Raw genomic sequence first — 24354 nt, forward strand, 5'->3', positions numbered from 1 at the left:
ATTTGTAGAAAGCTTTTAACAGCAATTTCTACTACCTTTTCTCCTAAGCTCTTGTCATTCCATGCTAATGCTTAATTGCTAACAATAATTTGAGACATCTTCATGACATTCATCGGCTAAATAGGATAAGGCACGAAAGCGTAAACCAACGAGTTGCTCGTAAACAGGGTTAATTTTGCACATTGGTGGAATATGTACAATTTTACGTCCAAATAGTTTTACATCGCGCTCGAAGGGACATTGGGCGGGGATCATTTTGCACAAAAATCGGGCTACTTTGGGATCGTGAATTTTTAGGTCGTCAAGCCAGTTGCGAATCGGACGCAAGGCATGGTTGTCAAGCTGTGTAAATAAATAGAAGTTGGGGATCATGCCTTTTTCTTGGTCGTAAAGGGTACTTCGCAAGCTATCTAGGGCTGTTTCTGATAGTCCTAAAGCTTGGCAAAATTCGTGCAATAAATTATCTTCGTCGATGGAGTACACGCCATCGGCGATCGCTACCATTACGGCGGTACGTAAAAAATTCTCGGCGGTGGCGCTATCGCTACTTTTAAGAGCCGCCGCGAGTTCAGCGCTTGTAATTGGCTCTATTTCTGTTAATGGGCTGGTATTTTCACCGCCATTGGTTACTAAAGCGGCGATTAATTTCTGTTCTTCAAGATCGAAATTGCCGTCTGCCCAAGCAATTGTTAGCAGTCCGCGTAACCAAGCTGATACTTGCTCATCAGTACAAGGAGTCATTACACTCGTTCCCAACTCGCGTAGTTTTACAATTCAACGCATCGATTGTAACTCTAGTTCCATCATTTCTGACGTAAAATAACAAACCAGAAGGCTGATTTTTGATAAAGACTCTGTAAAAATACACCAGTTAAATATATTTGTTTTGTCTCGCTTCTAGCTATTTTAATTTAGAGTTACTGATGATAGTCAGGGAGAAATTGCTACTTTTTAGGTAGGGATTTGCCGCTTCGGCTTCGCTTTCAAGAACCTTGAGCTTCTTAGGGCTGGCTGTTCTTTGGCGATCGCTTAATATCTTAGTCGAACTCAAGACCATTATGTTCCCCTGTAAGTTTGCAGGAACATTTTATTAGATAAGAAATATTTATATAAATATTGGCTATTAGTAACTCATTAATTTGTTATCTTTTATTTCTCTAGCAACCTACTACTTTATTGGTTTTAAAGCAAAAAGGCATTATTCAATTATTAATATTTTATTAAGACAAGTCAAGGATTTTAATCTAGCAAATTTCTTGAAAATTTATTGAGTAAAGTTTTATACTAAAAGATTAGATTTACTATAAAAAGACAGAATTGCTTTAGCCGACAATTTAGTTATGGCAACTATAGCAAGAATTTACAAATAGTCAGATAAAACTTTTACGGTAGCTTGTCCAGTTTTGTACCAGCTAAATTCCTCGGCTCTAAGTAAACCAAGCGCCGATAATTGCGATCGCTTTTCAAGAGAAGTTGCCACATTTGCCATGGCTTGGCTAATTTCTGCGGTGCTGTAAGGATTGACAAGGATCGCCGCTTCTCCTGCTACTTCTGGCATGGAGGAGAGGTTAGAAGTAATTACGGGCGTACCGCAAGCCATAGCTTCTAGGACAGGGAAACCAAAGCCTTCCCACAAGCTAGGGAAGATAAGAGCGATCGCGCTATTGATAATAATTGGTAATTGAGGATAAGCAACATAATCAAGAAATTTAACGTAATTTGCTATGCCCAATTTGTCTATTAGCGCCTGAATTGCCGGAGTATAACGTGGGTCAGAGCTTCCAGCTATCCAGAGTTGATATTTATGGTAATTTGGGATGGCGGCAAAGGCGGCAATTAGTCGCTGCAAGTTTTTGTAAGGATCTTGTCTACCGATGTAGAGAAAATAGTTAGATAAGGGTAAGTTAAGAGCGCGGAAATTGTTGGCATCGTGAGCTAATAGGATTGAAGTAATTTTGTTTGGCTCGATCCCAAAAAAATCGGTAATATCTTTAGCCGTGGCTTTTGAATTACAGAGAATATGTTGAGCGCCTTTCAAAATCTGGGGAATATAGTAGCGGCTGTAAGCGGTAAGAGGAGATAATTTAGCAAAGCGTAAGGGGATCAAATCGTGAACGGTGACAATGTAGCGACAATCTGTAAATAGCGGGGCTTCCGGGACTGGGGAAAATAAAAGATGCGAGCTTTTTTGCTTATATATTTTTGGTAATTGCCTTTGCGTCCACAACAATCGGCGTAAATGTCCTTTACTACCATCGTCTGGAGTTAAATTTCCTGGGATTGGATAACAATCACAATCATTTATTAGTTGCGAACTAAGTAATGTTGGTTGTAGCTTTTGGAGATGAGGAATTAAATTAGTGGCATAAGTACTTATGCCTGTTGGTTTATTACTAACAAAGGATAAATTAACTAGCAATTTTTTAAACCACTATCTTTATTACTTAATACTATTGACAACAAAGGTTTGTGCGATCGCATAAGAGAAGTGCTATGACTACAAATACAGATAGTTTAGAACCCAAACAACTACTACAAGTTTTAACCGCCGTCAAAAAAGGTGACTTTTCTGTACGGATGCCTATAGACCAAACAGGGATTGCCGGAAAAATCGCCGATACCCTCAACGATATTATTGAACTTAATTCAATGATGACTGAGGAATTGGAGCGCATTAGTAATGTTGTGGGCAAAGAAGGCAAAATAGAAAGTCGCGCAGTTTTAGCCAACGCTGGCGGTGCGTGGGGAAAAAGTATTAATTCCGTCAATACCTTAATTACTGATTTAGTCCAGCCCATAGTTGAAACCTCTCGCGCGATTCGAGGTGTCGCCAACGGGGACTTGTCTCAAGAAGTCGCTTTAGAAAGTAATGGTAGTCCTCTTAAGGGTGAATTTCTCCAAACGGCCCAAGTTGTCAACACAATGGTAGAACAACTGGGATCTTTTGCTAGTGAAGTAACTAGAGTTGCCCGTGAAGTTGGTAGCGAAGGCAAACTGGGCGCACAAGCAGAGGTTAAAGGCGTTGCGGGGACTTGGAAAGACTTAACGGGAGCGGTAAACTCAATGGCGGGAAACTTGACCGCCCAAGTGCGAAATATTGCGGAAGTAACTACGGCGGTTGCTAATGGTGACTTATCTAAAAAAATCACCGTTGACGTGAAAGGGGAGATTTTAGAGTTAAAAGATACCATCAATGTTATGGTCGATCAACTCAATTCTTTTGCCAGTGAAGTAACTAGAGTCGCTCGTGAAGTTGGTAGCGAAGGAAAACTCGGCGTACAAGCAGATGTTAAAGGCGTTGCTGGGACTTGGAAAGATTTAACCGATAGCGTGAATTTTATGGCGGGTAGCCTTACCGCCCAAGTGCGAAATATTGCTACAGTTACTACCGCCGTTGCTAATGGTGACTTATCTAAAAAAATCACTGTTGACGTTAAAGGAGAAATTTTAGAGTTGAAAAATACCATTAATGTCATGGTCGATCAACTCAATTCTTTTGCCAGTGAAGTAACTAGAGTCGCTCGTGAAGTAGGTACAGAAGGCAAATTAGGCGGTCAAGCTCAAGTTAGCGGGGTAGGGGGAACTTGGAAAGACTTAACAGATAATGTGAACTCCATGGCGGGAAACCTCACCGCTCAAGTGCGAGGCATTGCTAGAGTTGTGACGGCGGTTGCTAATGGGGATCTCAAGCGCAAATTGATGCTTGAAGCCAAAGGCGAAATTGAAACCTTGGCAGATACGATTAATGAAATGACCGATACTTTAGCTACTTTTGCTGACCAAGTAACGACGGTAGCAAGGGAAGTAGGAATTGAAGGAAAGCTAGGCGGTCAGGCAAAAGTACCGGGGGCGGCGGGTACATGGCGAGACTTAACAGATAATGTTAACGAACTAGCGGCAAATTTGACAACGCAAGTAAGAGCGATCGCAGAAGTAGCAACGGCGGTTACTAAAGGCGACTTAACGCGCTCTATTTCTGTGCAGGCGGAGGGAGAAGTGGCGATTCTTTCTAGCAATATCAACCAAATGATTGCTAATCTGCGTGAAACCACCCAAAAAAATACCGAACAAGATTGGCTGAAAACAAACCTAGCCAAATTTACCAGAATGTTGCAAGGACAAAGAGATTTGGAAGCGGTTTCTAAATTGATTTTGTCAGAACTTGCACCTTTAGTAGGAGCGCAGCAAGGCGTTTTTTATCTGATGGTTTCTGAGGACGTGCATGAGAAATTCCTCAAGTTAATTAGTACCTACGCTTACCGAGAACGCAAGCAACTAGCCAATCAATTTCGGTTGGGGGAGGGATTAGTAGGACAATGTGCTTTAGAAAAAGAGCGAATTTTGCTGACTGAAGTACCTGCCGACTATATCAAAATTGGTTCGGGACTTGGGGAAGCCACACCTCTAAACGCGGTAGTTTTGCCTGTGTTGTTTGAGGGACAAGTAACCGCCGTCATTGAACTTGCTTCTTTTCACCGCTTCAACGATATACATTTAAGCTTTTTTGACCAATTGACCGAAAGTATTGCGATCGTTCTCAATACGATCGCTTCTAGTATGCGTACAGAAGAATTACTTAAGCAATCCCAATCCTTAGCGGAAGAATTACAAAGCCAGCAAAGCGAACTAAGAGAAACTAATCAACGCCTAGAACTGCAAGCAAAATCTCTTAAAGCTTCCGAAGATTTGCTCAAAAATCAGCAAGAGCAATTGCAGCAAACTAACGTTGAATTAGAAGAAAGATCCGAATTATTAGCGGTGCAAAATCAAGAAGTAGAACGCAAAAATCGAGAGATAGATCAAGCAAGACAGACGGTAGAGGAGAAAGCCGACCAATTAGCTCTTAGTTCGCGCTATAAGTCTGAATTTTTGGCGAATATGTCTCATGAATTGCGAACACCATTAAATAGTTTACTGATTTTGTCTAAGTTATTGGGGGATAACAGAACCCGCAATCTCACCCCCAAGCAAGTAGAATACAGCAAAACTATTTATAACGCTGGGACAGAACTATTAACCCTAATTAATGACATCTTGGACTTGGCAAAAATTGAATCGGGAACTATGTCTGTAGATGTTGAACCGATGTTGCTATCAGATTTACGCCAGCAAGTAGAATCAACATTTCGCCAAGTTGCTCAAGATAAAGGCTTACAATTCTCAATTTCTATTGCTCCCACACTCCCACCAACTATTGACACTGACGCTAAACGCTTGCAGCAAATATTAAAAAATCTGCTGGCTAATGCTTTTAAGTTTACAGATAGCGGTCACGTTAGCTTGCAAGTAGAACCAGTAACGGCGGGATGGAACTCTAGCAACCAAAACTTAAATAATGCTCGTAGCGCGATCGCTTTTTCTGTGGTAGATACGGGTATTGGTATCGCCTCAGACAAGCAAAAAGTAATATTTGAGGCGTTTCAACAAGCCGATGGAACTACGAGCCGCAAGTATGGCGGTACGGGATTGGGGTTATCTATTAGCCGAGAAATTGCCCGCTTATTAGGCGGTGAAATTGGCTTAGTTAGCACTCCTGGAAAAGGTAGTAATTTTACGCTCTATTTACCTCAAAATATTACCCATAACGCCCCTGTTGCCTTACCTAGTATAGTTTCCCCATCAATTACGACAATTAACGACGATCGCGCTGAAATAGCCGCTTCTACTAGCCGCAACCATCCCCTACTACTAATTATTGAAGATGACAGCAATTTTGCCCGAATTTTGGTAGATATGGCGCGAGACAATGGCTTTAAGGTACTTTATAGCTCCCGCAGCGAAACAGGGCTAGAAATGGCGCGGAAGTACCAGCCAGACGCAATTATGCTCGATATCCTTTTGCCTGTAATGGATGGGTGGACGGTATTAGACAGGTTGAAACGCGATCGCACTACTCGCCATATTCCTGTACATATATTATCGGTTTCCGAAGAACATCAACGGGGTTTAAACCTTGGTGCAAAGTCTTATCTGCAAAAACCTGTCACTAGCGAAACTTTAACCGATGCCTTGACTAATATTAAAGGTTATATTGAGCGGCGGATTAAAAACTTATTAGTTGTAGAAGATGATGAAGTACAGCGTCACAGCATTGTTGAGCTAATTGGTAACGGGGATGTAGCAACTACTGCTGTAGCGACAGGAGCGGAGGCTTTAGCACAATTAAGCAATACTAATTTTGATTGTATTGTGCTTGACCTTGGCTTACCAGATATGAGCGGGTTTGAACTCATTGAACAAATTAAGCAAGAAACGGGCGGAAATGTGCCGATTATTGTTTATACAAGTAGAGAATTGACTAGAGTTGAAGAAACGGAAATCAAACGCATAGCTGAAGCCATTGTCATTAAAGACGTGCGGAGTCCTGAGAGGCTTTTAGACGAAACAGCTTTGTTTTTGCACCGCATTCAAGCCAATTTGCCTGAATCTCAGCGCCAGATGCTAGAACAGTTGCAGCAAATAGATACGGGTTTAGTGGGCAAAAAAGTCTTAATTGTCGATGATGACGTGCGAAATATTTTTGCGCTGACAAGTATGTTAGAGCTATATCAGATGCAGGTTTTGTATGCTGAAAATGGTAGAGATGCTTTAACTAGGCTGCAAAATACTTCAGAAATTGACATCGTATTGATGGATATTATGATGCCGGAAATGGATGGTTACGAGACAACCCGTGCTATTCGCACTTGCGAACAGTTTAAAACTTTGCCGATCATAGCACTGACGGCTAAAGCGATGAAAGGCGATCGCGAAAAATGTATTGAAGCAGGTGCATCGGACTATATCAGTAAGCCTGTAGATACCGAACAATTGCTATCTTTAATGAGAGTTTGGCTATACCGATGAAAAAAGCGTTAACTAATAGCAGTGTAGATTTAGAGAAGATCGAAATTGACCTGCTATTAGAAGGTATATTTCGTTACTACGGCTTTGATTTTAGAAATTATGCCCCAGCTTCGTTAAAACGCCGCATTTGGAACGTTATTCATGCAGAAAAACTGACTACTGTTTCAGGATTGCAAGAAAAAATTTTACGCGATCGCACTTGTTTAGAAAGATTTGTCTTAACTCTTTCTATTAATGTTACTTCCATGTTCCGCGATCCTAACTTTTATTTGGCTCTAAGAACTAACGTTATCCCGCTTCTTCGCACCTATCCTTTTATCCGAATTTGGCACGCTGGATGCTCTACGGGAGAGGAGGTTTACTCAATGGCGATTTTATTACAAGAAGAAAACCTTTATCATCGCTGTCGGCTTTACGCTACAGATATCAATGAAGGAGTAATCAAAAAAGCTAAAGCCGGAATTTTCCCTTTAAAGTTCATGCAGGAATACACGCAAAACTATCAGCTTGCTGGGGGTAAACAGTCTTTTTCCGAATATTACACCGCCGCCTACGATAACGCTATTTTTCGCGCCTCTTTAAAGGAAAACATTGTATTTTCTCAGCACAACCTAGTTACAGATAGCTCTTTTAATGAATTTCACGTAATTTTGTGCCGCAACGTCTTAATTTATTTCAACGCCGCACTGCAACAACAGGTTTATCAACTTTTTCACAATAGCTTGGCAATGTTTGGAGTTTTGGGATTGGGAAAGCCGGAATCGCTTAAATTTACTCCTTACGAGCAACACTATCAGCAATTGAGTCATGAGAAACTGTACCGGAGAGTTAGTTAATGAGCTTTGAGCTTGTAGCTGTTGGTACTTCTTCCGGGGGTTTAGAGGCAATTGAGGTGCTAATAAAAGATTTACCGCCGCATTTTCCCTTAGCTGTAGTAGTTGTTACTCACCGTGTCATCACTTCCTCAAACCAACTAAGTCAAGCTTTGCAAGCTTATAGCCGTTTGCCAATTATTGAACCAGAAGATAGAGAATTAATCTTACCAGGACGGATATATTTAGCTCCTGCTGATTATCACTTGTTAATTGAAGCCGGGGAAGAAGCTAATTATTTTACTTTTTCTACCGAAGCTCCGGTAAGCTATGCAAGACCTTCAATTGACGTACTTTTTGAATCCGCCGCCGATGTTTACGGGCAAAACTTAATTGGGATAATTTTAACAGGCGCAAATTTTGATGGTGCGGAAGGATTGGCAAAAATTATAGCGCTACGGGAACACGTTAGGACAGTGTTTAAAGGCGGCATCTACACAATCATGAAAGTTGTCAAATTCGTTCCACCGCTGCCGCATCCAGTTCTTGAGTACAAACCACCAATGTTCGATCTTGTTCAAGTCTGGAGAATAGGGGGGAAGATACCATAACTCACATCCCGCCTCTGCTACAATCTCGTCAATTGCCTGGGAGTGATGAAAACTTGCATTGTCAATGACGATAACATCACCTGGTCGCAATTGAGGGATAAGACACTGCTCTAACCACATCTCGAATAAGTTACGGTTACAGGAACCCACAAATGTCATTGGTGCAAACACTTTCCCTTGGCGTAGTGCTGCGATCCAACTGACACGCTCAGTACGCTTACCAGGTTTGAGAGCATAGAAGCGTTGTCCAACCTCACAATAACCATAGGGATAGTCATCTCGGTTGTCAATCCCTGCTTCATCAACATAGATGATTTGAGCAGCAGATAAGGTCTGTAGTTGCTCCTGAAATCCTTGACGTTTTAACTCATCCCGCTCTCGGTATCCATAGGTTTTTTTTTTCGACTTGAGCCAAGCTTACGCAAGGCATCACTGATGTTCTGCTGACTCACCCCTTCGCCCCACAACACAGCCATTTGCCCTTGAGTCTTGCCTCCATGTTGCTTCGCAAATTCACGAAACCTCTGCCAATCACTGATTTTATGTCGATTTCCCTGTTGATAGTGAGTAATCGCTTGACAGTTGCCAGTTTGTTCCTTGCGCTTCAGCCATAGGTCGAGTGTGTTGCGACTAATGTGCAACATCCGGCTCACATCACTTTTGCGTTCTCCTCTCTCAACTGCTGCAATCGCCTTTTGGCGCAGGTCTTCACTGTAAGGGGCGGGCATAGGTATTGTTTGATACTCTCGTTTTTCTATTATATGTCTTAATATGAATTTGTAGGGCTATAAAGCTCAAGGTGGATTAACGGTAGTGCAAGAGCCAACAACTGCTTTTTGTTCTATTATGCCGATGGCTGCGATCGCATCTACAAAGATAGACAAAATTTTGCCCTTAGAAAAGATTGCTGATTTTGTTATGAGTATCAGCCTTTAACACACTGTTTTTGCGCTTTTTGAATTTTTTGCTGTAAACGCTCTGATACGCCTAATTGAGCATTACTATACAACCGCTCAAACTCTTGCTGATAATGGGCTGCAACGGTGAGACTATGAATAACTAATAAATTTTCATCATTGCTAGTATTGGCGGATTCTGACCAATTGTGAGAGCCAGTAATTACCGTGCTTTTATCTATAACTGCAAATTTGTGATGCAATAAATCGCCCTTGAATAATTGGGGTACACCTACAGTTGTAATTGGTTGTAGCCAAGGATGGTTATTTGCTTCGTATTTACACTTGTTACTTAGGCTAACTCCCATCATGTCTAGCGCTTCGCTATACGGGCGATAAATAAAATCTGGCTCGATTACGGCGCGAATTTTGACATTATGAAGGCTTTGTTGCTCTAAAGTATTGGCAATATTTTGATCGGAAAATACAAATAAGGCTAAATCTACCGATTGGCTAGAGGTACTGAGAGTTTTAGCAATTAAACCATTGGTGCTTTGACGAAATGGCGAAGTTGAAGAAGTTGGCGAAAACTGCACGTCAATAGTTATATTACCTACTTGGACTTGTTGAGGAGGACGAAAAGGCTTTTTTAGACCAAAAGCGCGATCGCCATTCCACATTAAGTTAAATTCTTGAGTAAATATAGCGGCTAATTCGGGACTATCAATTTTTACTAAATTATTGGCATTGCCTGTACTGTCAGGGTTTGTAAGGTCGCCGTGAATGTCGCTACTGGTAAAATTAGCCGAAGTTACAATTATTGTGCGATCGTCTACAACTATAAATTTGTGGTGCATCAAATCGCTACCTTTTGAACCATCCGCCGTATCATCAATTACAGGTACTTTGGCATTGCGGAGAATTAAGAGCGCGTCCCCTTGTTGGGCTTCTTGGACGCTGATTTTACCGTCTTGATTGCGATCGCTTAATTTCCGTAATTCGTCGTACTTGGCGGCTTCCCGTGCGGTTTTTCCTGGCTGAGATTCTCCCAAAGAGTAATTGTAAGTATTTTCCAAAATTACCCGCACTTTTACCCCAGCTTTTTGTCTTTCTCCTAACGCTTGAGCAATTTTTGGCAAACGCAATTCTTGCACTGCAACATCTACGCTAGATTTACTTGTAGAAATTGCCTCAATAATTTGTTGCTCTAAATCGTCTCCCTTTCTTTGCTGTTGGCGTAGAGATTCTTGATATTGGGAAGACTCGGTATGATTAAAGTACACCTGCACTAAAGGATCTTGAGGTAAAGAGATCAGTTTTTGCTCGGAATGTACCCCAAGACATCCAACAAGTAAAAACGGAAAAAGTGTAGAAAAAAGCTGTCTAAAATTCATAGAATTGATTTAGCAGATAAAGCTATAGTTCCCTAAAAACTCCTCTCAATTAACAAAACTGCTTATTTTCTTAGCCGCGCTTTACAGTAGATAAAGAAATACGATTTCTTCAAAGACAATGCAAACAGTTAACTCATGCAAATTTATCTAGACTACAGCGCTACAACACCACCACGGACTGAAGCTAACGAGGCTATGCAAACCGTTTGTACTTCTTTGTGGGGGAATCCTTCTAGCTTGCATGAGTGGGGAGGAAGGGCAGCAACAGTATTAGAAAAAGCTAGGATGCAGGTAGCTTCTTTACTAAATGCCGCAAATTCCGAATCAATTATTTTTACTTCTGGCGGTACAGAGGCGGATAACTTAGCAATTATGGGTGTTGCTCGTAATTACACATCGCCTCAACACATAATTATCTCCAGTGTGGAACATTCCGCCGTTACCGAACCCGCCAAACTATTGCAACAGTGGGGTTGGGATGTAACTTATTTACCTGTAGATGCTACCGGGCGAATTAATCCTTTAGACTTGCAAGCTGCTTTGCAACCCAATACTGTGTTAGTTTCGGTCATTTACGGACAAAGCGAAGTTGGGACAATTCAACCGATTGAAACTTTGGGCAATATTGCGCGAAATCACGGCGCTTTATTTCATACCGATGCGGTACAAGTAGCGGGACGTTTGCCCCTAGACGTGCAAAAACTGCCTGTAGACTTGCTTTCTCTTTCTAGCCACAAAATCTATGGTTCGCAAGGTGCGGGGGCGCTTTACGTTCGTCCAGGGGTGCAATTAGTGCCTTTATTGTGCGGTGGGGGGCAAGAATTAAAATTGCGATCGGGAACTCAAGCTTTGCCGGCGATCGCCTCTTTTGGCATAGCTGCCGAGTTAGCAGCTAAAGAAATGCCTACAGAAACCGCTCGTTTGATTAGTTTACGCGAACAGTTGTTTGACTCTTTAGCCGATACGCCGAGTTTAATTCCTACAGGCGATCGCCTTTATCGTTTGCCTCATCATGTTAGTTTTTATTTGGCTACGGCAGACGGTGAAAATGTTACGGGTAAAACTATTGTCCGTCAGCTAAATTTAGCTGGAATCGCTATTAGTGCGGGGTCAGCTTGTCATAGTGGTAAACTTTCCCCTAGTCCCGTACTTTTGGCAATGGGGTTTTCTGAAACTGTTGCAAAATCAGGTATTCGTCTAACGTTGGGACGGGAAACTACTGCTGCTGATATCGATTGGACGGCGATCGCACTAAAACAAGTATTACAACGCTTGAACCCGGTAAAATTTGCTGTAAGTTATTAATTTTTTAAAATGTCAGAATTACCTAAAACCCTCGGTGAAGCAGTCTCTCAAGCCCGCATTGCTACCCAAAATGCGATCGCAGATGGTTTGAATCGGCTGCAAGTAGAAATTTTGTTACCCGAACTCAATCCGATGCCTGTAGCAGAACGTTTTTTGAGCGACGAGGAAGGAATTAGTCATAATTTTAATAAGATATTTTTTCCCGATGCTGGTGCGGCGGCTTTGGCTCGTCGTGACTGGGGAGAAGTCCCTTTTGAGCTATTAGACATTAGTACCAAAAGAGTGTCGGTAGAGGAGCAAATACAGCCGGAAGATGAGGCGATTTTATGTATTGCACCTACCGCTCAAGAGGTGTTGCAAATAGAAAAGTTGTGTAATGCTATGGGGGATCGCCCAGTTGTTTTACTCAATCCTCGGCTGGAAGATGTTTCTATTGTGGGGATTGGTTACGCGGGTAGACAGTTGCGCGATCGCTTTTTGAAAAATATTCAATCTTGCTACTATTTGCGCCCCTTGGAAGAAGGTACTTTGTTTCGCTGCTATCCGGGTTTGTGGCAAGTTTGGTGCGAAACTACTGATGGTTACGAGCTAATTAAAGAATTGCCCAATAAACCTGTAGGCGACGATCTCGATCTCATCTTTGCGGGGGGATCTGTTACTCAAACTGAGGATTCGCCTAAGCCTAAAAAGTTGAGTATTTTTGCTGGGATGCAGAGATTTATGAAAGCCTTAAGCCGTTAGTTTTTAATATTGTCAAGTATTTTCTATGAAGAAAAACCAAGACTTGGGGGGTCTGCCCCCCAAACCCCCCATTGGGGGACGAGTTGCCTCCCCCAAACCCCCTGCAAAAGTGTCTTATCTTTGTGTACGGGAGCTTTTGGCAAGTAGATCCTCTTGTCTGTGGTGACAACTTGACTAAACAAAGTTTCCTTGTTGACTCGAAAATTAGTTATTGGTATGAAGGTTTTTGTCCTCAAAGTGGCGCATTACTCAGATTACCTCGCACTCCTTTAGTAGAAACCATTGCTAACGAACTAATGCAGCACCTCGCTAGTGATGAACTTTATTCCCGTGAAGGTAAAATGTATGGCGTACTTTTGGGCGAAACTAAGTTTGGACAGCAGCAGGTAATTAAGGCTTTTTCTGGACTTCTAAATGGTAATAGTACGGTGGAAGGCTGGGTTACTCCTATTCCAAAATGCGATCGCCTGTTTTTAGCAGAATCCCATACTCTAGCTAAATTAGAAGCATTGAAGCAAGAACTAATTGCTTTACAATGTCTTCCTGTCTTCCAAGAATACGAACTATTAGTAAAAGAATTTGAAAAAAAGTCTCACGAACTTACTTTACTGCACAACGAGCGTAAACTAGAGCGCCAACAGCAACGCCAAAAGCTCGATCTTGAAGCCTTAGAACAATTAAACGAACAAAGCCGCAGAGATGGGATCGAACGCAAGCTCTTTAAACGCGAACGAGATGCCGTTTTACAGCCCTTCAAAGCTCAAATCGAAACTTTCTACTCTCGAAAGCTTGAATTAAAACAACAGCGCAAAGCCTTGTCTCGTCAGCTTCAAGCCCAGATGCACGAAAATTTTTGGTTAACTAATTTTGCTGGGGAATCTCTACCGCTAACCGATTTAATGCCTGAAGGTATCCCAACGGGTACAGGAGAATGTTGCGCCCCCAAGTTACTCCACTATGCTGCAACTATTGGGCTTAAACCTCTAGCGATCGCAGAGTTTTGGTGGGGTAACTCCTCAACCGATAAAGTCCAAGGTCAATTCTATGGTGCTTGTGCGGAGCGCTGTCAGCCGTTAATGGGCTTTTTGCTATCGGGTTTGTCACAACAATCTGTAACCGTAAATCCTACACCGCTAACTATTTTGTATGAGGATGAGTGGCTAGTTGCTGTCAATAAACCGCCAAAATTGCTATCTGTACCCGGACGTTCTAGCACCTTGCAAGATAGCGTTGCTGGGCGTTTGGGGCTGGCTACGGTGCATAGATTGGACTACGAAACATCGGGTATTCTTTTACTAGCACGCGATCGCCCAACTCATCGCCACCTTAGTATCCAGTTTCAACAACGAAAAGTCCATAAGGTTTACGAAGCTATACTTGCAAGGGTTGTAAGTAGTACCAGTGGAACAATTAATTTGCCGCTTTGGGGAGATCCAAATAATCGCCCTTATCAAAAAGTTGACTTTACACACGGTAAACCGAGCCTAACTCAATACCAGGTTTTAAATACTACTGACGGTTACTCGCGTATAGAGTTTCTGCCATTAACCGGACGTAGCCATCAACTCCGCGTCCATTGCGCCGATAAGCAAGGTTTGGGCGTACCAATATTAGGCGATTTGTTGTATGGTTGCACTGAGGCTAAACGCTTGCATTTACACGCTAGAGAGCTTTGTTTTCAGCATCCTAAGTCAGGGGAAACTATTTGTTTGCAAACCGAAATGCCCTTTTAATCAACGATAGATTTGACGGGCTTATTTCTGCTAAATACTAACAAGCTTCCCAGCGCGATCGCCCCTACTACCGCCGTAATCCAAATAATAGGATTGTCTACTTGACGAATTGCGATCGCTATATATGCCCAAATAAATACGCAAGTAAAGGCTATATCTGCTCTCTGCATCGCCACAATTGCCGCAATTACTGTAGCTATTACTAACATGATTGCCGTCCAGTAAGTACCGTTAATCCCCCAACCATCCCAGTTAGAAATATACAAAGCAGAAGCAATGTTGACAATTGAAGCTACAGAAATCCAGCCTAGATAAATACTAAAAGGTATATGTGCAAGCCATTGGCGATCGCGCATTACCCTAACTTTTCCGACTCCCAATTGCAAATAAGCGCTAATCAAAGCTAGAAGAATTACCAGCATTGCAACAACCGAAAGCCAAAATAACTTGGTTGTAAACAGATATACCCAAACTATTTGAGCGATACAAGCCACAATTAGCAATGTATTAACACGCTGTATCGTTGGATCTTGGCGCTGATTTGGTCTAAGTTGATAAACGCCATAAGCAATCAAACCTATATAAATTAAGCCCCAAATTGCAAAAGCATAATTTGCTGGCGTAATCTGCACTCCCTGCAAAATAGTATTGGAAATCTTGCCGATATTTGCGCCTTGAAGTGGAAAAAAATTCGAGAGAACATTTATAGTTAGAGTTGTTAAGATGGCGATTAGAGTTGCGATCGCTATTCCCAAACTAGATTTTGCTGTAGATGCTTTCATAACCTAAGATTTTGAGACTTCACCAAAATATAAGCCGATAACAGTTCCTATAATCCCTGTTTCTGCAACTAATACCAAAGTTACTATATCTTTCCAATCCTCAGTACCACCACGAGGAAAGATAATTTCAACTATAACTAAAGCAAAACAACAAGCGATCGTACTACCAAAAATAATTACTAAAGCCTTAACAATCCAAGCCTTTGCTTTTTCTGACGTGCTACGCTGATCGATTGATTTACCTTTTTTACTAAATGGCTTTTCATCGCTATCAACGGCTACTATTTCTAAATCACTCTTTTCAACGTCAGACATAAATGTAATTTAAGCGTCACCGGATCTCATTAATATAGATATTTCCCCCCCTTAAAAAGGGGGGTTAGGGGGGATCTCCTGCGCTACGATCCTTCTCTTATCTCAGCTTTCAACTCTCTCAGCATTCTACTTGTTCCCTCATCAATAGCTTTAATCACCAGTTGGGGAATAAGTTGAGTTACAGGTAAATCGGGAAAAACTAGACTATTAGAGGACGGAATATAGCTGTTATCGTTAAGAATATTAATTGTCAGTTGCCGATCTTTGTAAATCCACACTTCCGGCACAGCTATAGCTATATAAGCATTTAGAGTAGTAATTGATGTAACATCCGCCTCAATTGCTAAATCCGGTGGTGGATAAATAGATAAATTCATGTTAGTACATCCTTTGACGCGACTAGCATTTTGGATGTAAAAACAAGTATCGGGTTCAACTCCTGCAATTACTGGACGTTTGAAGGTAGTCGATCCGAAATCCTCCCAGTCGCGTCCTTGAGAATCTAAAATTGCTTTAACAATATCAGCAATAATGCGATGAGGTCTTTCGTGAATTGCTAAGGGAGACATAATATCTAAAGTTCCCTGGTAGTAAGCCACGCGAGTATTACGATTTTCCCCCAAATTGTCCAAGATAGTTTCAAAATCCTGCCAAGACAAGTTATGGATGCTAATGTGGCTACCGGGAGTAAGTTCGATAGCTTGGATAGGAACAGTTACGCTCATTTATATAGATCCTTTGCTGGCGATTTCTCAAGACTGATATTTCATTATTTGCACTTTTTCCTATTTATCGCTCAAGTGTCTCCTGTAAGGTTTTTAATAATTCCTGCGCTGTGTAAGGCTTGGGCAAAAATGCTTTAGCACCCTTACCTATAGCTAGATTAATGCGATCGCTGGAGGTAAGTCCGCTTGTAGCAATAAACAAAATAGAAGGGTTCATTCTTTGCAGTGTATGAATCGTAGTCAAACCATCCATCTTAGGCATCATCATATCAAGCAGCACTACATTGATTTCATTTTTGTTTTGGGCATACAAAGTTAGTGCCTCAATGCCATTATTAGCAGTTAATACTCTGTAGTTATAACTTTCCAAAGCTACTTGAGCAATTTCACAAATTGCAGCTTCATCATCCACCACCAAAATTAATTCACCATTTCCGCTTAGTGGTTTTGGGGTTTCTATCCGTGGGGTTGCTATAGATTTGCCGGTGGGTAAATATACTTTAAATCGGCTGTTTTTACCGACCTCACTGCAAACTTCTAAAAAACCATCGTGACTTTTAATGATGCCAAGGGTAGTGGATAAACCTAACCCCGTACCTTTGCCAACTTCTTTAGTCGTAAAAAAGGGATCGAAAATTCGCTCAATAATTTCCGGGGCAATACCCGTTCCCGTATCGGCAACGGTAATTACAACATAAGAGCCAACTTTTGCCTCAATGCTTGTCTGAGCATTGATTTGATCGCATTCCACGTTTGCTGCACTAATACTTAAACTGCCCCCATTGGGCATAGCATCACGAGCATTGACCACTAAATTCATCAACACCTGATGTAGTTGGGTAGCATCCGCCGAAACTGTTTTTAAGTCGGAGGCAATATTTAGAGAAAGTTCAATAGATTTGGGAAATGTTTCTTTGATAATGTTGGCAATTTCTAATATTAAGTGTTTGAGTTGCACAATGGTGCGTAGGGCTTCGCCCGTGCCGGAGGCTTCGCCTTCAATTCCCCGCGCAAAGGAAAGCACTTGCTTAACCAAAGCTGCACCACGTTTAACATTATTTTCTACCAAGTTTAGCAATTGTCGATCTTGGTCTTTGGGATATTTGAGTTGCAAAAGTTGAACGGACATTAGAATCGGTGCTAAAACATTGTTTAAGTCGTGAGCAATTCCCCCTGCAAGAGTGCCAATACTTTCTAATCGCTGGGCGCGGAGAAATTGGGCAGCTAGTTTTTTTTGTTCTGTAATGTCTGTATCAACCGTGAGAATTGATTTCGGCTTTCCTTCCTCGTCACGTACCAGCGTCCAACGGCTAGAGACAACAATTGCTTTACCAAATTTATCGATTTTGGCTAATTCACCCTGCCAAGAACCAGTATCAACTACTGTTTTTAAAGCTTCGTGCATTAATTTAGGTGTAGGTTTTTGATAGAGGAGTTCTGTGGCATTTTTGCCTATAGCTTCCTGTGCTGACCAGCCATAAATACTTGTAGCGCCGTTATTCCAAAATAATATTTGACTATCCAAACCGCGCACAAAAATCGCATTGGTGGCGATATCCAGCAACATAGCTTGTTCAACAATTTTCTGCTCTGCGTGCTTAAGTTCCGTCAGGTCGCGGGTATTAATTACAACTCCTGAAATAGTGCCATCTGTGTCAACATAGGGTGCATAGGTAACGCCTACAAATCGGCGACCAGCTTTTGCGTAGTTAAACCAAGCTTCGTAGCGAATAGTTTCCCCGGCAAGGCTTCGATCCAGAAACGGTTTTATAGGGTGCGTAAAGGTATCTTCGCCAAGTAACTCGCCGAGGGTATGCCCAATAATATCGTTGTAGCCTTTTTCATGAAGCGATAAATAGGTTTGGTTAATAAGCCGAAAAGTATAGTCACGATTGACTAGGGCAACTCCATCGGGCATTGCCGAAACAATCAGTTCGTACTGTCGCAGGGCTTCTTCGGCTCGTTTGACTTCGCTAATATCTGTAATTGTCCCCACATAGCCGATTAATTCATCATCAATTCCCCGTTCTTTTACGGCTTGACCAAATACCCAAGTTATGATTCCATCGGCACGCTGAAACCGATATTCAGATTTAAAGGGTAAATTTTGTTGGGCGCTTTGATCCCATTCCTCAAAAACTCGTTGGCGATCGCCGGGATGTAATGCTTGCTCCCAACCGTCTTTGCGTGCCTCTATTTGCGATAATCCGGTAATTTGACACCATCGTTCGTTGACATACAAACAATGTCCTTCTAAATCAGTACGAAAGATGCCAACAGGTGAAGCTTGGGCAAGAGTGACATACTGTTGTTTGCTCTCTTTTAGGGCTTCTTCGGCGATCGCATTTTGAGAATGTGAGGGCGTTAGGGTAATAATTTGTTTTGTCATCACCTCAAACATTTTCAGACTAGCTAAATCTTTTCCAGTGGCGACGAGCCTAACTACATCCTGCGCTGTAAATATTCCTACTAATTGCTGATTTTCGACTACCAAAACACAGTCAGCTTGCGCTTCATTTAGTAGGGTGATCGCATCCATTACTAGCATCTTTGCCGTAACCGTTAAGGGAGAACGATTTATAATCCGCTCTAGAGGAATTAAATCAATCGGCTGATGGGTAGACATAGTAAAAAAGTTGACCGCCAGTGAAGGAAATAATCAACCGGACATTTTAAGCTCAGGATACTCCTTAAGATAGAGGATATTTACTGAAAATTCTTAAATCTTTGATTTTCTGCTATTTTTGGGAGCGCTTATTTTCAATTATGGCAAAACTCGATGGAAAAAGCGATCGCGCACTTAAACAATTAACACTTAAAGTAAATCTTCTTCAGATAACTGGGCTTTGTTCATTAAGGCTTTCAGAGTTCCAATCTTTAAATCTTGATTACGGTGAACAGGAATTGTCAAAATTCCCTCTAATTCAGGGTTTACGTAGATATGATGACTGCCATTAATGCTTCGTAAAATCCACCCTTTTTGTTTTACTAGCTTACATAATTGCTTGCCAGAAATAGATTTCATACAGCAATTTCGACAATTTGATCGGTGGAATCTATTGCATCACCACCATTACCAATATCTAGCATAGCTGCCATAGCGGCATTGGTGGGGAGGTACTTTATTTTACGACTATCGGCAACATCAAGCCAACCAACGATCGCATCTTTTAAGTTAGCCATGACTTCCTCCATAGTATCCCCTTCAGTAATACAACCAACGAGTTCGGGAACTTCCGCCCAATAGCCGCCTTCTTCTGCTGAATGAACAATTGCTTTGATTTTCATAAACCTGTTGTGCTAGTCGCTTTTGAATATGCTAACAACCATTTTTTACACTTATAGCGAAACCCGGCTTAAAAACGGTACTTCCACTACTTCGCCTGTAGTTTCACCTATTTGGACTATTAAACCCGCACCACCTGCTTTGGTGCGAATGTAACCTAAGCCAAAAAAACCGCGATCGCTCTCTACAATACTTGTAAGTTTTCCAACTTTTTCCTCTCCTACCATAATTACACTGCCAACTTCAGCCACACCATTAAGTTTAATTCCCCACAAGTTTTGTTTTACACCTTTATAGGTATTCAATCGCGCGATCGTTTCTTGTCCGATATAGCAGCCTTTATCAAAAGAGATTGTCTGTAATAACCCTGCTTCTAAAGGATTGTAATCATCAGTTAGTTCTTTATCTGGTACGGGACGACCTTGTTTAATTCTCAACTGTTCCCAAACGCGATCGCCCATTGGTACAGCATCCGCTTCTACTATGCTTTTCCATACCTTTGCGGCATTCTCCGCCGGAACAATTAAAGTATATCCAGGTGTTGCAAGTCCGCTTCCTACAGCTGTTCGTACATCGTCGATTAACAAATGATTGCCTACTGGTTGCCCAATAATTGCCTCTAAACCTATTTTTGAGACTAAATCGTTACTATTTGCGCCAATTAAGCTAAATATCGCGGTTTTATCGGTAATGTCTGTTAATTCCACCTTGTCGGCAAAAAAGATATAGCGATCCAACAATTCCAGCAAATATTTATAGCGATTGGGTGACGTTATTAGTAGTACAGAATCGTCCGTAACAATCGCACTAACTAAATCAATTGTTCTAGCGGTAGAAGTTACAAAAACTGTATCGCAACCTTCTCCAGATTTTAAACGTTCAAAATTGTTGGTACTTTGATTGTGTAAAAAACGCAGGCGATCGCCTCCTGTAACTTCAATTACTCCCCAATGAGTGCGATCGCAAATTGCTACCCCACTTTGCACCGCTTCTAATGCCTCAGAATCATTCCCAAAACTTACGGGGATATCAGAATCAAATGTTGCCCCTGCTGCTGCCTGGATGTCTTGTAACTGTTGAATCATAAGATTTTGCCAATTAGTTTATTAAGTAGTGGGCAATTCGGCAAATACGCGATCAATTAAATGGGTAGCTTTTTCATCCAATAGTTGCCAGTCAACATCACCTGTTTCATCAATTAAGCTAGTGTCAATCGCCACGACATAATTAGGCGACTCGGCGAGTAAAAAACTATAGCTGTCAAAACAAACTTGATAACATAGTTCCCATAAATCAATTTTGACCGTTTCTAAGCCTTCTTTGTGCAAACACAAATGGTAGCCAGGTGTAGGGGTGGGTAGCTGCATTAAAGCTTGTTCGATTTCCTCTACCTGTTCGCCTTGCGCCGACTCAAGTTGTTTGACTAAATTAGCTACTTCTGTTTTTGTTTCTTCGGTAGTTTCTGGCTGCCAAATTAGCACATTTTCGTAAGTTTCCTTCCAAGCACTGCTATCTAGTTGCTTGCGAATGCGATCGAGAATGCGAATAAAAGCAGGTTGCATAAGTAATTCTGCTTGCTGCCATGCAATATTATCAGCAAATTTCGGCGGCATGAATAGTTTATTTTGTGGGAGTCGTGACTACAAGGGGTTCAAGAATGGTATTGAAGAAATAAATGCGATAGCGCAAGCGCGCACGCAGGGCTTCGCAATATCTTGATTGCGTAGAACAAATGGCTTCAATTGTTATATTAGTTGCTTTACTCACATCTATTGCTACTAACTCTTTAATTCCCGGAGAGATTGTTTTAGTTTCCGTTTTGTCGCCATCCACGTAAAAATTGACAGTAACGGGGGGACTACTGGGATTATTGTCTCGCATTCCCAAGCCTAGACGTAAAGTTTGAAATAATGGGCGATCGTCATCATTTCTAATTTTACAAGTTACCGCCGCCGACCTTGTACCCGTACCCAAATAAAACGGACTTGTATAAATAGCTTTGGCAACAGCGACATCTAAAGGAGTTTGACGAAAAGTTCCTAGTCCACTATTTACACACTTTGCCTGTACTAAAGAAACTGGAGTTTGTGCTTGTAAAGGGCTTGCACCAATAGTTACTAAGCTAATTGACAAAATTGCTGCTTGGAGAATTGATTTTTGCATAATTATGTTTTAGTGAATTTCGCTTACTGCTACAGGTGGTAATAAACCGTATTCCAACCCTTCAACTACCGCTTGGTAAGAAGCATTGAGAATATTAGTTGATACACCTACCGTAGTCCAGCGTTGAAAGTCGCTACGCCATTCGACAAGTACCCGCGTATTAGCTGCTGTACCGCTATATTCGTCCAGAATACGGACTTTATAATCTGTTAGTTCAAAGTTGGCAACCTGGGGATAAAAATTGACTAAAGCTTTGCGTAATGCCGCATCTAGCGCCGCAACGGGCCCATTTCCCTCGGCGGCTTCTAAAATATCTTGACCGTTGACAGCAAGTTTTACTGTAGCCATCGCGCTGCTATTGCAACTATCTACGTCTTGAGACAAATCGCAGTGAACTTGAAAGCCTTTAATTGTAAATAAATGCTGGCGTTTCCCTAAAGCTTCCCGCATGAGTAATTCAAAACTTGCCTCCGCCGCTTCAAATTGATAACCTTGGCTTTCTAATTCCTTCAGGTGGCGCAATATTTGCCTAGCTGCGGGGTTATTTTTATCTAATTCAATTCCAAAAGTCCGCGCTTTTGCTAAGACGTTACTAAGTCCCGCTTGTTCGGAAATAACTATCCGGCGATTATTACCAATTTTTTCGGGTTCAATATGTTCGTAAGTTAAAGGATTTTTCTCTACCGCCGAGACGTGAATTCCGCCTTTATGAGCAAAAGCCGAACGCCCGACAAAAGCTGCGTGTTCATTGGGTGCAAGGTTGACAACTTCGCTAATAAATCTACTTGCAGTAGTCAGTTGAGTAAGTTTATCTTCTGGGAGACAGTCGTAGCCTAACTTTAATTGCAGATTGGGAATAACTGAACAAAGGTTAGCATTGCCGCAACGTTCGCCATAGCCATTAATTGTCCCTTGTACCATTGTCGCCCCTTCAAGTACCGCCGCGATCGCATTTGCAACCGCAGTATCGGCATCATTATGAGTATGGATACCAATTTGAGTGTTGGGGGGCAAAAATTGCTTGACATCGCGGACAATCAGGCTAATCTCGTGGGGTAATGTTCCGCCATTGGTATCGCACAAAGCCACCCATTGCGCCCCCGCAGTTACCGCAGTTAGTAAGGTTTTTAGGGCATAATCTTTATTTTGTTTATAGCCATCAAACCAGTGTTCGGCATCATATATGACTTTGCGCCCCGATAATTGGAGAAAGGCGATCGTGTCGCGGATCATCTCTAAGTTTTCTTCTAAGCTAGTCTTCAAACCCTCTATAACGTGCAAATCCCAAGATTTACCGAAAATAGTTACCCAACGAGTTCCCGCCGCTAGAATCGCTTGCAGCATCGGATCGGTTGCTGCCGATATATTCGGGCGACGAGTAGAACAAAAAGCGACAATTTCGGCGTTAGTTAAAGGTTCTTTTTGAAGTTGCCAAAAAAATTGTACATCTTTAGGATTTGCCCCTGGCCATCCCCCCTCAATAAAAGGCACTCCCAAAGCGTCTAATTGTCTAGCGATGCGAAGTTTATCTTCTATAGATACTGATAAGCCTTCTCTTTGAGTTCCATCTCTTAAGGTAGTGTCATAAATCCAAAGCGGTGTTGCCATAAAAACTAATTAGACTAAGAGGGATATCAAAAATAGGAAAATAGAATAATATGCCCCAAGTTTTTGCCCAGGGTAAGGTAATAGTTTGCAATACTGGCGATAATCTTCGTCAGGTACTACTCAATAATGATATCAATCTCTACAATGGCAACGCTTCCATAATTAATTGTCATGGACTAGGTACTTGCGGTACTTGTGCTGTGATGGTAGAAGGAGAAGTTTCTGAAGTAACTTGGCAAGATAAAACTCGGCGCAGTCTTCCCCCTCATTCTCCCACTAAAAATCTCCGTCTTGCTTGTCAAACCAAGGTTTTAGGCGATGTAAATGTGACAAAATTTGATGGTTTTTGGGGCCAAGGTGAAAAAGTCGTTTGGACGGCAAAAGTTTAGGTACTAGGGGAAATATGAAATTCTCTCAGCCTTATCAACCCCTACTACTCCGTATTTTGCATGGGTTAACAGGTCTATTTCTAGTTGCGGCAATTTTGACAGCTTTCTGGACTTACAACACTTTTGATGGACGCTGGGGGAAGCTTCCCCTTCCTTACTACTCTGACATTGAAGGTTTACATGGGGCCTTTGGGCTATTTACCTTGCTCATTTTTCCTCTATTTGTTCTTTATGCCTTCCATCGGGGACAAAAAAAATTGCTGCAACCCGATTTTTTAGTCAAGCTGAATCAAGTTAACAAACCTATTTGGTGGTATACCTTAAACCGATTTTCTAATACCCTGATAATTTTGTCCCTCACTTTCGCCGTTTTTAGTGGCAAAATGATGGACGAGAAATGGTTGCCTAATGGAGAACTAAATCGCTTTTGGTACTATGCCCACCTAGTATCATGGGTAATTATCATAGGTTGTATTGCTCTGCATCTGCTCTTAAACGCCAAAGTGGGAGGATTACCATTACTGCTATCGATGTTAAACTGGCGATTTCGTGCCAAAGATAGCCCCGCATTGTGGTCTACTCATATTGCTAATTGGTGGTCTTGGCGACGGAGTACGCAATTAAACTTAAAATCTATTTCTCTACTTACCGTCTTAGAAATGCTGGTGTTAATAAGTATTGCGTCTGCGTGGATCATTTCGCTATTCAAAGAGTTTTAAATTTTTACCGATTAGCAAAAGGAACAAAG

22 protein-coding genes and 1 pseudogene are annotated in these 24354 nt (G+C 41.7%); 9 read left to right on the plus strand and 14 right to left on the minus strand.

Annotated features, from left to right (window positions below; translation table 11 throughout):
- Nucleotides 1-78 precede the first annotated feature (78 nt).
- Both SYN7509_RS0201550 and SYN7509_RS0201555 read right to left on the minus strand, forming a co-directional pair.
- A complete protein-coding gene (locus tag SYN7509_RS0201550) occupies nucleotides 79-741 on the minus strand; it encodes a Mo-dependent nitrogenase C-terminal domain-containing protein (protein ID WP_009633838.1) in 663 nt (220 codons plus the stop codon).
- A 619-nt stretch (nucleotides 742-1360) separates the two neighbouring features.
- Nucleotides 1361-2419 (minus strand): glycosyltransferase family 4 protein, encoded by a 1059-nt coding sequence (locus SYN7509_RS0201555; RefSeq protein WP_009633839.1) that lies wholly within the window; start codon nucleotides 2417-2419, stop codon nucleotides 1361-1363.
- Between the two features lie 74 nt (nucleotides 2420-2493).
- On the opposite strand from SYN7509_RS0201555, the gene SYN7509_RS24875 reads away from it, so the two are divergent.
- The 3 genes and pseudogenes from SYN7509_RS24875 to SYN7509_RS24880 form a co-directional block, all read left to right on the plus strand.
- Nucleotides 2494-6846, plus strand: a complete 4353-nt coding sequence (locus SYN7509_RS24875; protein ID WP_009633840.1) for a response regulator — start codon at nucleotides 2494-2496, stop codon at nucleotides 6844-6846.
- A complete protein-coding gene (locus SYN7509_RS0201565; RefSeq protein WP_009633841.1) occupies nucleotides 6843-7682 on the plus strand; it encodes a CheR family methyltransferase in 840 nt (279 codons plus the stop codon). Before SYN7509_RS24875 ends, SYN7509_RS0201565 begins: the two co-directional genes overlap by 4 nt.
- Nucleotides 7682-8098, plus strand: a pseudogene (locus SYN7509_RS24880) (chemotaxis protein CheB); the annotation flags it as partial. The gene SYN7509_RS0201565 and the pseudogene SYN7509_RS24880, both read left to right, overlap by 1 nt.
- A gap of 15 nt (nucleotides 8099-8113) precedes the next feature.
- On the opposite strand, the gene SYN7509_RS29000 reads toward SYN7509_RS24880, so the two are convergent.
- Nucleotides 8114-8997, minus strand: a protein-coding gene (locus SYN7509_RS29000) for an IS630 family transposase (RefSeq protein WP_148297905.1) whose coding sequence is annotated in 2 segments (ribosomal slippage) — nucleotides 8114-8668 and nucleotides 8671-8997 — 882 coding nt in all. Because the reading frame shifts where the segments join, the coding sequence is not laid out codon by codon here.
- Nucleotides 8998-9115: 118 nt separating this feature from the next.
- Between SYN7509_RS29000 and SYN7509_RS31600 the strand changes: the two genes are divergently transcribed.
- Complete coding sequence (locus SYN7509_RS31600; protein ID WP_369792298.1) at nucleotides 9116-9205, plus strand: hypothetical protein; 90 nt, start codon at nucleotides 9116-9118, stop codon at nucleotides 9203-9205.
- Here SYN7509_RS31600 and SYN7509_RS0201585 read toward each other — a convergent pair.
- A complete protein-coding gene (locus tag SYN7509_RS0201585) occupies nucleotides 9195-10559 on the minus strand; it encodes a phospholipase D-like domain-containing protein (RefSeq protein ID WP_009629941.1) in 1365 nt (454 codons plus the stop codon). The genes SYN7509_RS31600 and SYN7509_RS0201585 overlap by 11 nt on opposite strands.
- 135 nt (nucleotides 10560-10694) lie before the next feature.
- On the opposite strand from SYN7509_RS0201585, the gene SYN7509_RS0201590 reads away from it, so the two are divergent.
- The 3 genes from SYN7509_RS0201590 to SYN7509_RS0201600 all read left to right on the plus strand — a co-directional run bounded on the left by SYN7509_RS0201590 (nucleotide 10695) and on the right by SYN7509_RS0201600 (nucleotide 14338).
- Complete coding sequence (locus tag SYN7509_RS0201590) at nucleotides 10695-11864, plus strand: cysteine desulfurase family protein (protein WP_009629940.1); 1170 nt, start codon at nucleotides 10695-10697, stop codon at nucleotides 11862-11864.
- Nucleotides 11865-11873: 9 nt separating this feature from the next.
- On the plus strand, nucleotides 11874-12605 hold the full coding sequence (locus SYN7509_RS0201595; protein ID WP_009629939.1) for a DUF1995 family protein: 732 nt from the start codon (nucleotides 11874-11876) through the stop codon (nucleotides 12603-12605).
- A gap of 122 nt (nucleotides 12606-12727) precedes the next feature.
- Nucleotides 12728-14338 carry a pseudouridine synthase gene (locus SYN7509_RS0201600; protein WP_227501460.1) on the plus strand — a complete coding sequence of 537 codons (1611 nt, stop codon included), beginning with the start codon at nucleotides 12728-12730 and terminating at the stop codon, nucleotides 14336-14338.
- Here the strand turns inward: SYN7509_RS0201600 and SYN7509_RS0201605 are convergent.
- From SYN7509_RS0201605 to cimA, 10 genes are all read right to left on the minus strand, one after another.
- Nucleotides 14335-15120, minus strand: coding sequence for a tryptophan-rich sensory protein (locus tag SYN7509_RS0201605; RefSeq protein WP_009634078.1), 786 nt, complete (start codon nucleotides 15118-15120; stop codon nucleotides 14335-14337). The two genes, SYN7509_RS0201600 and SYN7509_RS0201605, sit on opposite strands and share 4 nt — an antisense overlap.
- Before the next feature lie 3 nt (nucleotides 15121-15123).
- Nucleotides 15124-15435 carry a hypothetical protein gene (locus SYN7509_RS0201610; RefSeq protein WP_009634079.1) on the minus strand — a complete coding sequence of 104 codons (312 nt, stop codon included), beginning with the start codon at nucleotides 15433-15435 and terminating at the stop codon, nucleotides 15124-15126.
- An 83-nt stretch (nucleotides 15436-15518) separates the two neighbouring features.
- Complete coding sequence (locus SYN7509_RS0201615) at nucleotides 15519-16160, minus strand: Uma2 family endonuclease (protein WP_009634080.1); 642 nt, start codon at nucleotides 16158-16160, stop codon at nucleotides 15519-15521.
- Nucleotides 16161-16224: 64 nt separating this feature from the next.
- Entirely contained in the window at nucleotides 16225-18786 is a 2562-nt protein-coding gene (locus SYN7509_RS24885; RefSeq protein WP_009634081.1) for a PAS domain S-box protein, read from the minus strand.
- Nucleotides 18787-18975: 189 nt separating this feature from the next.
- Nucleotides 18976-19185, minus strand: a complete 210-nt coding sequence (locus tag SYN7509_RS0201625; protein ID WP_009634082.1) for a type II toxin-antitoxin system HicA family toxin — start codon at nucleotides 19183-19185, stop codon at nucleotides 18976-18978.
- Entirely contained in the window at nucleotides 19182-19448 is a 267-nt protein-coding gene (locus SYN7509_RS29005; protein ID WP_009634083.1) for a type II toxin-antitoxin system HicB family antitoxin, read from the minus strand. Before SYN7509_RS29005 ends, SYN7509_RS0201625 begins: the two co-directional genes overlap by 4 nt.
- Before the next feature lie 51 nt (nucleotides 19449-19499).
- Nucleotides 19500-20531: a CAF17-like 4Fe-4S cluster assembly/insertion protein YgfZ gene (locus tag SYN7509_RS0201635; RefSeq protein ID WP_009634084.1), complete on the minus strand. Its 1032-nt coding sequence runs from the start codon at nucleotides 20529-20531 to the stop codon at nucleotides 19500-19502.
- Between the two features lie 21 nt (nucleotides 20532-20552).
- Nucleotides 20553-21059: a hypothetical protein gene (locus tag SYN7509_RS0201640; protein WP_009634085.1), complete on the minus strand. Its 507-nt coding sequence runs from the start codon at nucleotides 21057-21059 to the stop codon at nucleotides 20553-20555.
- 7 nt (nucleotides 21060-21066) lie between these two features.
- Nucleotides 21067-21609: a hypothetical protein gene (locus SYN7509_RS0201645; protein ID WP_009634086.1), complete on the minus strand. Its 543-nt coding sequence runs from the start codon at nucleotides 21607-21609 to the stop codon at nucleotides 21067-21069.
- A gap of 9 nt (nucleotides 21610-21618) precedes the next feature.
- Nucleotides 21619-23217: a citramalate synthase gene (gene cimA / locus SYN7509_RS0201650; protein ID WP_009634087.1), complete on the minus strand. Its 1599-nt coding sequence runs from the start codon at nucleotides 23215-23217 to the stop codon at nucleotides 21619-21621.
- A 50-nt stretch (nucleotides 23218-23267) separates the two neighbouring features.
- Between cimA and SYN7509_RS0201655 the strand changes: the two genes are divergently transcribed.
- Entirely contained in the window at nucleotides 23268-23606 is a 339-nt protein-coding gene (locus SYN7509_RS0201655; RefSeq protein WP_009634088.1) for a 2Fe-2S iron-sulfur cluster-binding protein, read from the plus strand.
- Between the two features lie 14 nt (nucleotides 23607-23620).
- Nucleotides 23621-24325, plus strand: a complete 705-nt coding sequence (locus SYN7509_RS0201660) for a cytochrome b/b6 domain-containing protein (RefSeq protein ID WP_009634089.1) — start codon at nucleotides 23621-23623, stop codon at nucleotides 24323-24325.
- Nucleotides 24326-24354 lie beyond the last annotated feature (29 nt).

Source organism: Synechocystis sp. PCC 7509 (assembly GCF_000332075.2).
Classification (GTDB): domain Bacteria; phylum Cyanobacteriota; class Cyanobacteriia; order Cyanobacteriales; family Chroococcidiopsidaceae; genus Aliterella.

Coding starts and splice junctions, on each gene's coding strand:
- SYN7509_RS0201550 (WP_009633838.1), bottom strand. CDS start 741: ATGACTCCTTGTACTGATGAGCAAGTATCAGCTTGGTTACGCGGACTG.
- SYN7509_RS24875 (WP_009633840.1), top strand. CDS start 2,494: ATGACTACAAATACAGATAGTTTAGAACCCAAACAACTACTACAAGTT.
- SYN7509_RS0201565 (WP_009633841.1), top strand. CDS start 6,843: ATGAAAAAAGCGTTAACTAATAGCAGTGTAGATTTAGAGAAGATCGAA.
- SYN7509_RS31600 (WP_369792298.1), top strand. CDS start 9,116: ATGCCGATGGCTGCGATCGCATCTACAAAGATAGACAAAATTTTGCCC.
- SYN7509_RS0201585 (WP_009629941.1), bottom strand. CDS start 10,559: ATGAATTTTAGACAGCTTTTTTCTACACTTTTTCCGTTTTTACTTGTT.
- SYN7509_RS0201590 (WP_009629940.1), top strand. CDS start 10,695: ATGCAAATTTATCTAGACTACAGCGCTACAACACCACCACGGACTGAA.
- SYN7509_RS0201595 (WP_009629939.1), top strand. CDS start 11,874: ATGTCAGAATTACCTAAAACCCTCGGTGAAGCAGTCTCTCAAGCCCGC.
- SYN7509_RS0201605 (WP_009634078.1), bottom strand. CDS start 15,120: ATGAAAGCATCTACAGCAAAATCTAGTTTGGGAATAGCGATCGCAACT.
- SYN7509_RS0201610 (WP_009634079.1), bottom strand. CDS start 15,435: ATGTCTGACGTTGAAAAGAGTGATTTAGAAATAGTAGCCGTTGATAGC.
- SYN7509_RS0201615 (WP_009634080.1), bottom strand. CDS start 16,160: ATGAGCGTAACTGTTCCTATCCAAGCTATCGAACTTACTCCCGGTAGC.
- SYN7509_RS24885 (WP_009634081.1), bottom strand. CDS start 18,786: ATGTCTACCCATCAGCCGATTGATTTAATTCCTCTAGAGCGGATTATA.
- SYN7509_RS0201625 (WP_009634082.1), bottom strand. CDS start 19,185: ATGAAATCTATTTCTGGCAAGCAATTATGTAAGCTAGTAAAACAAAAA.
- SYN7509_RS29005 (WP_009634083.1), bottom strand. CDS start 19,448: ATGAAAATCAAAGCAATTGTTCATTCAGCAGAAGAAGGCGGCTATTGG.
- SYN7509_RS0201635 (WP_009634084.1), bottom strand. CDS start 20,531: ATGATTCAACAGTTACAAGACATCCAGGCAGCAGCAGGGGCAACATTT.
- SYN7509_RS0201640 (WP_009634085.1), bottom strand. CDS start 21,059: ATGCCGCCGAAATTTGCTGATAATATTGCATGGCAGCAAGCAGAATTA.
- SYN7509_RS0201645 (WP_009634086.1), bottom strand. CDS start 21,609: ATGCAAAAATCAATTCTCCAAGCAGCAATTTTGTCAATTAGCTTAGTA.
- cimA (WP_009634087.1), bottom strand. CDS start 23,217: ATGGCAACACCGCTTTGGATTTATGACACTACCTTAAGAGATGGAACT.
- SYN7509_RS0201655 (WP_009634088.1), top strand. CDS start 23,268: ATGCCCCAAGTTTTTGCCCAGGGTAAGGTAATAGTTTGCAATACTGGC.
- SYN7509_RS0201660 (WP_009634089.1), top strand. CDS start 23,621: ATGAAATTCTCTCAGCCTTATCAACCCCTACTACTCCGTATTTTGCAT.